Origin of the sequence: Clostridium guangxiense, from assembly GCF_021043395.1 — a bacterium.
In the GTDB taxonomy this organism is placed as follows: Bacteria; Bacillota; Clostridia; order Clostridiales; family Clostridiaceae; genus Clostridium_S; species Clostridium_S guangxiense.
Window position 1 is genome coordinate 99,123 of sequence record NZ_JAJNKE010000003.1, and the last position, 11,688, is coordinate 110,810.

Sequence of the window (11,688 nt, forward strand, 5' to 3'; positions counted from 1 at the left end):
TCTCAGAAGGTGATTTTAGGTAAAAAAGCAATCTATAATATATAAATGGAACTTCAAAGGGGGCAAGTTTATGCTTGAGGAACAAAGAATTCATGTAAATGGTAATGAATTTTTTAAAGGAGTTAAGGATTGTATACCAACTTTGTTTGGATATTTAAGTATTGGATTTGCTTGTGGGGTGGTAAGCAAATCTTGTGGTATGACGGTACTAGAAACTGTAGCTATGAGCACTTTTATATATGCTGGTTCTTCACAATTTATTGCCGCAAGTATGATTCTCTCATCAGCATCTGTTACGCAAACAATTTTGACTGTATTTTTAGTCAATTTAAGACATCTTCTTATGAGTGCGGCAATAGCACCTTATTTTAAAGATAATTCTCTTAAAAAGAATTTTACAGTTGGTGTGCTTATGACAGATGAGACCTTTGCACTTGCATCATCTGAAGGTAGTAGTAAAAGCAATATAAGCTATAAATGGATGATTGGGGTAAATATAACTGCATATTTAAATTGGATTGCCGCAACATTTGTTGGAGCATGTTTTAGCAGTTTAATATATGATTATAAGAAATTTGGATTGGATTTTGCCCTTCCTGCCATGTTTATAGGACTTTTAGTGTCTAGCCTAAAGGATAATTCTGAAGCTAAAAAATCAGCTGTTGTCGTAGTTTCATCAGCAATGGTATTTATTGCAGCTGTAAAAATTTTTTCTGCAAATACAGCAATAGTAATATCAGCAGTGGTTGGAGCTGTTATAGGAGGTACTATTAAAAAATGAGTATGCGCGTTTGGTACATAATAATTGGCGGAGCCATAGTCACTATTTTGCCAAGGGTTCTTCCGGTAATGTTGATTTCTAAAATTAAGCTTAATAAAAAAGTTGAAATGTTTTTAAAGTACATTCCAATTTCAATTTTAACTGCACTTGTATTTTCGGCATTAGTAATATCAAATAATAAGGTTTCAATAAATGTGCCAGTTTTAGTTGCGGCAGCTATAACATGCATTACTGCTGTTAAGAAAAATAACTTGCTGCTTACAGTAATTGTGGGAGTTTTGTCTATGGCTGTTTTGAGAATGATATTTTTTTAGGCAACTATCTAAGTTTTAGCATATATATGATTATCGCAATATAGAAATATTGCGAAGTAATACTGCTTTGCAACATTAAAAAAATTCTATAAATCTAAGGTAAAAAAATCATAAAATCCTAAGATATTTCAATAACTCGCTGTGCGCTCAGACAAATTGAAATATCTAAGTATTTTATGATTTTTTTACCAAGATTTATTAGAATTTTTTTAAATCGTTTCTTCAGCAGTATTACTTCACTCCCACGGTAGTGCAAGGAAAAAATTCCTCCGTACCTACGGAATTTTGGGTGTGAACTTGTCCACTCATTTATTGATTAACGGTGATTATAGGGTATTTTTCGTAGGGAACCGGAGAAAAATTTACCTTGCATTTCCGGTTTAGCGAAGTAACAGTATTGAAGGAATAGTTTAAATAAAATTTTATAAATCTTAGTGGCAAATTGTTAAAAGCTTTAGAGATTTCGATTTGTTTGAACGATTAGTGAGTAAACATACCCGGGGTTTGGGCTCTGCCAATTATCCTTCTAGAACTCAAAGCAACCACTTTTTTTAAATAACCACTTAGATTTATTAATTTTATTTAATATTCCAAGATACTGTTACTTCGCAATATTTTTAAATTGTGAAAGTTAAATAATTAATGTTATAATATGATTAAGAGATAAAAACACGGTTTGGTTGGTAGTCCAAACGCATAATGCATGTCAGTAACCTACCCTCGAGGTTGTCCGTTCTCTTGAAATTAAATTTAAGCGAGGGAATAAAAATGAATATTACTTTAAATGTATTTTACGAAGATCCATTTTGGGTGGGTGTATTTGAAAAGACTTTTGGCGATAGTCTAGAAGTGGCCAGAGTAGTATTTGGCAGAGAGCCAAAAGATGGAGAGGTATATGAATTTATATTAAAACATTACAATTCAATTAGATTTAGTTCTCCTGTTAAAGAAGTTAATGTTACAAGGAAAAAAATAAATCCTAAAAAGCTTCAAAGAAAGATAAAAGAGCAGATCCAAAATCATGGTATAGGAACTAAATCGCAAAATGCATTAAAACTGGAGATGGAAAATAGTAAGAAACAGAGAAAAGTAGCAGCTAAGATAAATAGAGAACAAGCTGAAAAATTAAGGTTTCAACTAAAGCAGCAGAAGAAAAAGGATAGAAAAAGAGGACATTGATAAGAATGCAGGTTTTAGCCTGCATTTTTGCTTATTTAAATTTGATATTATAGTATTGTGAGGGGTGGTATACTGGATAAAGTTTTAATAATAGATAAAAAAGATTTTTAGTTGAAATTAATGGTAAAAAAATAAAACTTTTATCTAGAAAACTGAATTAAAGTCAAAAATTTTTAGTTAACTTCCATAAATTGATAACATTGTTTAATCGTAAGCCTGCTATAATTGTGAAAGTTTCAAAAAAAGACATGAGACGTAATAAAAAGTGATAATTGCAGCTGTTGATAAAAATACAAACTTTATATATAATAATTATTTGCACACAATTTATTATGACAGGAGCGATATAGACATGGAAAGAGAAAAAAAATTAAAGCTAGTACCCTTAGTACTTATGGTATTTACATCAGTATTTGGATTTAACAATATATCTAAAGCTTTTTATAAAATGGGGTATGCTGCCATACCATGGTATATATTATCAGCACTTACTTTTTTTATACCATATGCTTTTATGATAGCCGAATATGGATCTGCGTTTAAGAAAGAAAAGGGCGGAATATATTCGTGGATGGAAAAATCAGTAGGAGGAAAATTTGCTTTTATAGGAACTTTTATGTGGTATTCTGCATATGTAATTTGGATGGTAAGTGTAGCAACGGAAATATGGATTCCATTTTCAAATTTAATATTTGGCAAGGATATTACGGAAAATAATCTCCTTTTAGGATTAAAATCTACTCAAGTGATAGGAATACTTGCAATTTTATTTGTAATCACAGTAACTTTTATTGCGTCAAAAGGATTGCAAAAAATAAGTAAGATAACTTCTGTAGGAGGGACAGCAGTTGCTCTTCTAAATGTTGTATTACTTGTAGGCGGAATTGTAATTTTTGCTATACATGGGGGAAAACTTGCAGAACCAATTACATCTATAAGAACATTTATCGATTCTCCAAATAGTTCTAATAATTCAATGATAAATTTACTATCATTTTTAGTTTTTGCAATATTTGCATATGGAGGAATAGAAGCAGTTGGAGGATTAGTTGATCAAACTGAAAATCCAGAGAAAACTTTTCCAAGAGGAATGATTATATCAGCCGTAATTATTGCAGTTGGATATTCTGTGGGTATATTTATGTGTGGAACATTCTTAAAGTGGAATAATCTAAATAGTACTCATGGCATTAATTTGGCAAACATAACTTATATAATAATGCAAAACTTAGGATATGCTATTGGTATCAGTTTTGGACTTGGACAAGCAACCTCTGTTTCTATAGGAGTGTTTTTTGCAAGACTAGTAGGATTGTCAATGTTTTTAGCTTATTTGGGATCTTACTTTACACTTATTTATTCACCTTTAAAGCAATTGATTGAGGGAACTCCAGAAAAGCTATGGCCTAAATTTATTAGCAAAATTGATGAAGATGGAATGCCTAGAAATGCTATGAAAATACAGTGTATAATAATAGCTATATTTATTATGGTCATCTCATTTGGTGGTGAGGGAGTATCTAAGTTTTTTTCATACATAGTACTTATGACTAATGTTGCAATGACCTTACCATATATGTTTCTTTCAATAGCATTTATAAGCTTTAAAAAGAAGAAAGAAATAGAGAAACCATTTGAAATATATAAAAACTATAAAAGTGGTATAGCTGCAGGAATTATAGTGACTTGTACAATATTTTTTGCCAATTTATTTACAATAATACAACCGATACTTGAAGTTAAACCTGATGTGAAATCAACTATATGGATGATAATAGGACCAGTATTTTTTTCGATAGTGGCGCTTACAATGTATAATTCATATGAAAAGAAAATAAGAAACTGAATTTAAAGTTCTGTAAGACTATGAAAATAGTTTTATAGAACTTTTTTATTTTCGATACCAATTATAAATTAATTTTTTAGCTATTACAGGAATTTTAAATATTATGAAGAATAATTAAAAGGGCATATATAAATTACAAATTTTAAGATTTTTAGGAATAAGGGGATTGGAGAGAAATATTATGAAAAATATTCAGCAAAATATCGATATTGATTCTATTGAAATTGGGGATATAGTGGATATTAATTTACTTCAAAGGTTTCAGGATAGTTTTGCCGCAAGTACAAATATGGCAAGTATTACAGTAGATAGAAATGGAAGACCTGTAACAAAACCAAGCTGCTACACTAATTTTTGTGAGAATTTTATTCACTCAACAGAGAAAGGAGACAATGAATGTGCTATTTCTCATAAGTGTGGGGGAGTAACAGCAGTAAAAATGGGGAAACCTTATATATACACATGTCACGCAGGCCTTATAGATTTTGCAGCTCCAGTATTAATCAATGGAAAACAAATATGTACGATTTTAGGTGGACAGATTTTAAATCATAAAATAGAAAAGCCAAACCTAATGCAAAAGGCTAAAGAATTAAATATAGATGAAAAAGGATTTTTAAAAGCTGCAGAGGAAATTAAGGTGATTGATGATAAAAGTATTAAATCAGCAGTTAATTTGCTATTTATGATTGCAAATTTTATATCTAAAATTGGATATGAAGAATTACAATTGAAGCAAATGTCAAAAAGACTCAAAAGAGAAATTGCAGAAAAAGATGCTCTTTTGAAACAAGCAAATGAATACAATGCACTTAAAACGAGGCTATTCTCAACAATTTCCCATGAATTAAAAACACCAATAAACATAATTTATAGCGCCATTCAACTGCTTGAAAATACGTATATTTGTGATGAAAAAGTAAATATGAAGGATTCGTTTTTTAAGTATTCTAAAGTAATGAAACAGAATTGCTATAGACTTATAAGACTTATTAATAATTACATAGATATTAATAAAATAGGGCTTGGATTTTATAGCCTTGATAAAAAAAATGGGAATATAGTAAGTACTATCGAAGATATTACGATGTCTGTTGTAGAATATGCAAAGCTAAAAGGTATTAAAGTCGTTTTTGATACAGATGTGGAAGAAAAAATTATTGCATATGATTTTGAAAAAATTGAAAGAATAATGCTTAATTTGCTGTCTAATGCCATTAAGTTCACTGATTTAGGTGGAAGCATAAAAGTTAGTATTCATGATGGAGAAAAATTTTTAACTATATCTGTAAAGGATAATGGTACAGGTATCCCAGAAGATATGTTAAAAAAAATATTTGATGTGTTTATCCAAGTGGATGGTTCTGTTAGAAGAAATGTTGAGGGAAGTGGCATAGGTTTGTCCTTAGTAAAATCCTTTGTAGAAATGCATGGAGGGAGGATCACTGTTAAAAGTAAAGTTGGAGTTGGAAGTAAATTCTTAGTAGAATTGCCGGCTAAGATTGTAGATGAAGATTCATGTTATGACAATGATAAGGAGAAGTTAATGGATATGGATAATGAAGAAGTTAAAATTCAACTTTCAGATATATATTTATAATGCTTTGTTTTAAATAGGTGTTTTCTTTTACATTTATTTAAAACAAAGCTTCCTTATATTTTAGAGTTTCATTCTATTGAGAAAAAAAAGCAAGTGATGTATAATTAAGAAAATGAACTTTGAATACAATTTATAATATATGGGGAAACAAAAATGAAGTTAATTTCATATTTGTTTCCCCATACGATTATATAGCTATATTTCTAATAGAAGGAGAGGAAGCAAATGACTATACAAAAAGCTGGACTTGATGAGGAAAAAGTTTTAAATACAATAAAAACTGGTGCGGCAGGAAGTTGGTCACTAAGTAATTTAGCACCAAGAATGATAAAAGGAGATTTTGCACCTGGCTTTTATGTAAAACATTTTGTTAAAGATATGAGCACTGCTTTATCAGAAGCAGAAAATATGGGCTTTGAAACCCCAGGGTTAAAAATTAGCTAAATCATTATATGATAAACTTGTAGAAGATAATAAAGAGGATTATGGCACACAGGTACTATATAAGCTTTTAGAAAAATAAACTTTTATTATATAAATGATTTAGGCAGGCGATTAACATATGATTAAACTTAGAAAAGACGTCATTAATTTGACGTTGCCTATTTTGATGGAACAATTATTTGTAACATTAATGGGTATGATTAATACAATGATGGCTGGGCATATAGGAAAAGAAGCAGTGTCTGCTATAGGAATGATAGATTCAATTAACAACATATTTATAGCCTTCTTTTCAGCTTTAGCAGTGGGAGGAACGGTTGTTGTTGCACAATACATTGGACAAGGCAACATAAAGAAGGCAAATGAAGCCACAAAACAGGCACTTTACTCTAGTATAGGTATAGCACTTTTGATAACAATAATTATGGCTTTATTTAGAAGGCCAATTATAGCATTGTTATTTGGATCAGCAGAAAAAGAAGTTATAAATGATGGACTCAGTTATTTAGGAATAACACTTATAACATATCCACTCATAACTGTAGATTTGGTTTCAAATGGAATATTAAGAGGAGCTGGTGATACTAAAACTCCTATGAAGATATCTATAGTCATGAATATTTTAAATGTTATATTTACCTGGACATTTATAAATGGAATTAAAATTGGAGGTAAGGTTTTAATTCATGGAATGGGTGTTTTGGGTGCAGCACTTGGCATAGCCACAGCAAGAACCATTGGAGCGATTGTAATAATAACAATTTTACTTAGAGGTTCAAGAATTGTACGACTTAAAAAATTGAGGGAATTTAAATTAAATAAAGAATTATTAAGGCCTATATTTGGTATAGGTGTACCTGCAAGTGTTGAATCAATACTATTTAATGGTGGGAAATTAATAATGCAAGTATTTATAGTGGATATGGGCACTATAGCTATGGCTTCAAATACTATAACTAACTCTATAGCTAATTTTATAAATATACCAGGAAATTCTCTTTCCACTGCGGCTACTGCAATGGTAGGACAATACATGGGAAGAGGAGACGAAGAGGGTGCAACCAAATGTCTTTCATACATAACCAAATTATCGACGGTTCTTCTTGCAATAGTTGGTGCTGCATCAATTGTGTTTTCAAAGCATTTGGCATTGTTATTTACAAGTAATATGGATATTGTAAATTTATCATCAAAAATACTTATAGTAAATGCATTTGCAATAGTTGTTTGGTCTATTTCTTTTGTTTTACCAGCTGGGCTTAAGGGAGCAGGAGATGCAAGGTATACTATGGTAACATCTATAATTGGAATGTGGCTATTTAGAATAACTCTTGGATATTTGCTTGCTATAACCTTGAAAATTGGACTTATTGGAATTTTTCTTGGAATGTATATAGATTGGACAGTACGAGGTATTTTATATGTTATAAGATTTAAAAGTGGAAAGTGGAAAAATCATATTGTTATAACTAGAAAAAGCAAGTGTAAGGAGTTAAATAATGGATATTAAAGTTAAAATACCACTTGAAAATAGGACAAAAGGAATTGTATTTGTAATTTTTGCTGCAACACTTTGGGGAGTTTCAGGCACCTTCGCACAGTATTTATTTCACAATGCAAATATAAGTGCTGATTGGCTTGTTGATATAAGATTATTATTTTCTGGTATAGGACTTATTGGAATAGCGGTTATTAAGAAAGATAAAAACATATTTAAACTTTGTAAAAGCAAATATGATTTACTTAGTCTTGTTATATTTTCAATTATAGGAATGCTTGGGGTTCAATATTCATATTTTACGACAATAAAGTACTCAAATGCCCCTACATCAACTATTTTACAATATTTAAGCCTTGTATTTATTATTTTACATTCAATTATTAAATATAAAAGGATTCCACATATAAAAGAAATTTTAGCTGTAATTTTAGCATTGATGGGGACATTTTTGCTTGCTACTAATGGAAATATACATAAATTAGCTATTTCTAGTCATGCATTGTTTTGGGGAATAATAGCGGCTTTTACAGCAGCTTTTTATACGATATATCCAAGAAGGATTTTAATTAAATTTGGCTCTAATACTATAGTTGGCTTTGGTATGCTAATTGGAGGAATATTATTTAGCTTTGTAGCTTCTCCATTCAAAATTCACGGCAGTATATCAACTTATTCTATGTTAGCAATTATATTTGTAGTTTTATTTGGAACACTCATACCGTTCTATTTTTACTTTGAGAGCGTTACATACATAAAACCAAGTGAAACCGGTATATTAAGTTGCATGGAACCATTGTCAGCAGTTATATTGTCAATTTTTTGGCTTAATACAAAATTTAGCATTGTTGAGTTTGTTGGGATGATAAGCGTTTTAAGTACTATTTTAATATTATCTACAAATGAAAAATAGTTGTTTAGATAATAATCTTTATATAATGATATTTTACTGCTTTCCAAGAGTTTTTATAATAAATATTTATAGCTTCAGGTGTATGCTGAGAGACTAAAGGAACTCCGTTAAAAATAGAAGTTACTATTGTAGAATGAAATATTTTTTTGTTGTTACCCTCATAAAAAATTAAATCACCTAATTCAAGATTATTTGCATTTGAAACTTCTAATCCTTTAATATAAGGAGAATTAGTTTCTTCATTATTTCTTAAATAATAGTATAGTGAATGAGCTACTGCCCATGATATAGACCAAGTATCGTCCATGACATTGTTTGTATTTTTATTGTTATACCACCAATTCCAACTACTTCCATAGCTCATTTTGGCTCCGCCAGCAAAAAGACATTGAGATATAAAATTAGTACAATCGCCGCCGTTATCATCTATTAATTGGAAATATCTATATTTTGGATTTGGATTTAAGGCATAAGTTAAAGCATAAGATACAGCTTCAAATCTTAAGTATTTGTTTTGTCTTAACATTGTATATCTCCTAAAAGTACTTATAATAAATTATATGAATGTCTATATAAAATTGATATAAAAAAATGAGACTGTTGAACTAAAATGCAACAGCCTCATTTTTTATAAATAAAATTCTATGAATTTTTATTGCAACAAGATTTTGTCTTTGATGGACATGAACTGCAGTTACATGAACCATGTGAACTCTTTTTTATATTTTTTATGAATATGAATAAAGCAGTGAAAATTATTAAAGCTGTTATTATTAATTCTAATATCATTAAAATCACCTCGATTAATCTAAAATATTGAAATCCCTATATTGTATACTATAAATGAAGCTATCCATGCTACACAAATTTGATAGACTATCATAAATGCCATCATTTTAAAGCCGTATTCTTTTTTCATTGTACCAAGTGCAGATATGCATGGTGGATATAAAAGGGTAAATACTAAAAATGAGTATGCAGTAACTGGGGTAAAAATTGTTGGAAGTATGCTTGGTAAATGTGATCCATATAAGACCCCCATAGTACTTACAACTACTTCCTTAGCTGCAAGTCCACTTAAAAGGGCAACTGAATTTTGCCATGTGCCAAATCCAAGTGGTGCAAAGAATGCTACAAGAACATGTCCAATTTCAGCTAAAAAGCTGTATTTTATATCTACAAAGCCGTTGATGCCAAAGTGGGATAAAACCCAAATTATAACTGAAACAGAAAATATTATAGTTCCTGCCTTCTTAAGAAAGCCTTTGCCCTTTTCCCAAGTATGAAAAAGTAAATTCTTTGGTTCTGGAAATTTGTAATCAGGAAGCTCTATTATTAATGGCTCTTCACCTTTTTTAAATAATGTGTTTTTAAAGGATTTTCCTACGATAAAAGCAACTATAATTCCCAATAAATATAATGAGCCTATGACTAATCCTTGATGTTTCGGAAACAAAGCTGCAGTAAGTAAAGCATAAACAGGAAGTTTAGCATTACAAGACATAAATGGAATAAGTAGTGCGGCTAATTTTCTATCTTTTTCACTTTCCAGTGTTCTTGCAGACATTATTGCAGGTACTCCACAGCCAAAGCCCATTACCATTGGGATAAAGGCTTTGCCTGACAGTCCCATTTTTCTCATTATTATGTCCATAAGTAGAGCAGCTCTAGCCATATAGCCACTGTCTTCCAAAATTGATATACAAAAGAATAATGCCAAAATTATAGGCAGAAAGACAATAACCGAGCCAACACCCCCAACTATTCCATCTATTAAAAGTGAACTGAACCACGGGCTTGTAGATGAAAATAATAAATGCAATTTTGGGATAAGTAAGTTGTTTAAAAGCGTATCAGCTAAATCTTGAAGTGGTCCGCCAACCCACGAAAATGTAAATTTGAAAATTAACCATATAATTATAAAAAATGCAGGGTAGGCAAGAAATTTATTTAAAAATATTTTATCAATTATTTCTGTATAGGAAATTATAAATTTATTCGATTTAGTTATACATTTATTTAAGACTGATTCAATATATGCATAGGTTTCTTTTTCTGACTGAAAGTTACATTCATTATCATAACTTGAAGCCATAAAACTTTGGTTCAATAAAATTTTTTCAATTTCGCCTATGTTTTTATTTTTTGCAGCTACGATAGGTACAATTTTTACGTTTAATTCACGTGAAAGCTTAGCATAATCTATAATAAATCCTTTTTTCTTTGCTACATCTATCATATTTAAAACGAGTATTATTGGCTTTCTAAATTCTTTGAGCTGCATTGTAAGGTATAGATTTCTATCTAAATTAGATGCATCAACTATATTAATAATTACGTCAACATTTTCATTTAGTAAGAAGTTCTTTGAAACTTTTTCTTCATTGGAATAAGTATCCATGGCATATATACCGGGTAAATCCACTATTTCAATAGAGCTATTTAAAAATCCTTCTTTTTTTTCTACAGTTACGCCTGCCCAGTTACCTACATATTGATCAGAACCAGTTAGGGCATTAAATAAAGTGGTTTTCCCAACGTTTGGATTACCCATAAGTGCTGCAGTTATCATTTTAAGCCTCCTTTAAAAATATATTTTTTGCATCTTTTTTTCTAAGTGCAATATTGAAATCTCTAATGTGAATTATAATAGGATCTCCTAAAGGAGCTGAGGTCTTTAATTTTACTTCTGTGCCTTCTATAAATCCGAGAGCGAATAATCGTTTTGACAATTTTTCATCGCCTACTATGTTTTTTATGATTCCTTTTTCACCATATTTTAAATCGTATAAGCTCATCCTAACACCTCCTAAATGAAAATAATTATCATTTACTAATTAAATAATATCATCTAAAAGGTAAAATGTCAATAATCATACACGAGGTTTGGGCTTTGCCCATTATCCTTCTAGAAGCTAAAAAGACTACTCTCTTAGCAAGAAAAAGAACTTAAAATTATTGCTAACCGAGGACACGAGGTTTGGGCTTTGCCCATTATCCTTCTAGAAGCTAAAAAGACTACTCTCTTAGCAAGAAAAAGAACTTAAAATTATTGCTAACCGAGGACACGAGGTTTGGGCTTTGCCCATTATCCTTCTAGAAGCTAAAAAGAC

At 30.3% G+C, this 11,688-nt stretch carries 11 protein-coding genes and 1 pseudogene; 8 read left to right on the top strand and 4 right to left on the bottom strand.

Going from position 1 to position 11,688, the window contains the following annotated elements; all coding sequences use genetic code 11:
• Positions 1-70 precede the first annotated feature (70 nt).
• The 8 genes and pseudogenes from LQK79_RS03470 (at position 71) to LQK79_RS03505 (ending at position 8,575) form a co-directional block, all read left to right on the top strand.
• Positions 71-781, top strand: coding sequence for an AzlC family ABC transporter permease (locus LQK79_RS03470; RefSeq protein WP_231015552.1), 711 nt, complete (start codon positions 71-73; stop codon positions 779-781).
• Positions 778-1,095, top strand: coding sequence for an AzlD domain-containing protein (locus LQK79_RS03475; protein ID WP_231015553.1), 318 nt, complete (start codon positions 778-780; stop codon positions 1,093-1,095). The genes LQK79_RS03470 and LQK79_RS03475 overlap by 4 nt, the downstream gene beginning before the upstream one ends.
• Before the next feature lie 768 nt (positions 1,096-1,863).
• Entirely contained in the window at positions 1,864-2,274 is a 411-nt protein-coding gene (locus LQK79_RS03480) for a YjdF family protein (RefSeq protein ID WP_231015554.1), read from the top strand.
• 352 nt (positions 2,275-2,626) lie between these two features.
• On the top strand, positions 2,627-4,120 hold the full coding sequence (gene yjeM / locus LQK79_RS03485; RefSeq protein ID WP_231015555.1) for a glutamate/gamma-aminobutyrate family transporter YjeM: 1,494 nt from the start codon (positions 2,627-2,629) through the stop codon (positions 4,118-4,120).
• Positions 4,121-4,301: 181 nt separating this feature from the next.
• Positions 4,302-5,720, top strand: coding sequence for a sensor histidine kinase (locus LQK79_RS03490; protein WP_231015556.1), 1,419 nt, complete (start codon positions 4,302-4,304; stop codon positions 5,718-5,720).
• A gap of 234 nt (positions 5,721-5,954) precedes the next feature.
• Positions 5,955-6,243 (top strand): annotated as a pseudogene (locus tag LQK79_RS03495) (NAD-binding protein); the annotation flags it as partial.
• A 39-nt stretch (positions 6,244-6,282) separates the two neighbouring features.
• Entirely contained in the window at positions 6,283-7,674 is a 1,392-nt protein-coding gene (locus LQK79_RS03500) for an MATE family efflux transporter (protein ID WP_053243095.1), read from the top strand.
• Complete coding sequence (locus LQK79_RS03505; RefSeq protein ID WP_053243096.1) at positions 7,664-8,575, top strand: DMT family transporter; 912 nt, start codon at positions 7,664-7,666, stop codon at positions 8,573-8,575. The genes LQK79_RS03500 and LQK79_RS03505 overlap by 11 nt, the downstream gene beginning before the upstream one ends.
• Before the next feature lie 4 nt (positions 8,576-8,579).
• On the opposite strand, the gene LQK79_RS03510 is transcribed toward LQK79_RS03505, so the two are convergent.
• From LQK79_RS03510 to LQK79_RS03525, 4 genes are all read right to left on the bottom strand, one after another.
• The gene (locus LQK79_RS03510) at positions 8,580-9,101 is read right to left on the bottom strand and encodes an amidase domain-containing protein (RefSeq protein ID WP_231015557.1); all 522 of its coding nucleotides are present in this window, start codon (positions 9,099-9,101) and stop codon (positions 8,580-8,582) included.
• Between the two features lie 116 nt (positions 9,102-9,217).
• Positions 9,218-9,364, bottom strand: coding sequence for a FeoB-associated Cys-rich membrane protein (locus LQK79_RS03515; protein ID WP_084757090.1), 147 nt, complete (start codon positions 9,362-9,364; stop codon positions 9,218-9,220).
• A 19-nt stretch (positions 9,365-9,383) separates the two neighbouring features.
• Positions 9,384-11,147 (bottom strand): ferrous iron transport protein B, encoded by a 1,764-nt coding sequence (gene feoB / locus LQK79_RS03520; protein WP_231015558.1) that lies wholly within the window; start codon positions 11,145-11,147, stop codon positions 9,384-9,386.
• Position 11,148: 1 nt separating this feature from the next.
• The gene (locus LQK79_RS03525; RefSeq protein WP_231015559.1) at positions 11,149-11,373 is read right to left on the bottom strand and encodes a FeoA family protein; all 225 of its coding nucleotides are present in this window, start codon (positions 11,371-11,373) and stop codon (positions 11,149-11,151) included.
• Between the last annotated feature and the right edge of the window lie 315 nt (positions 11,374-11,688).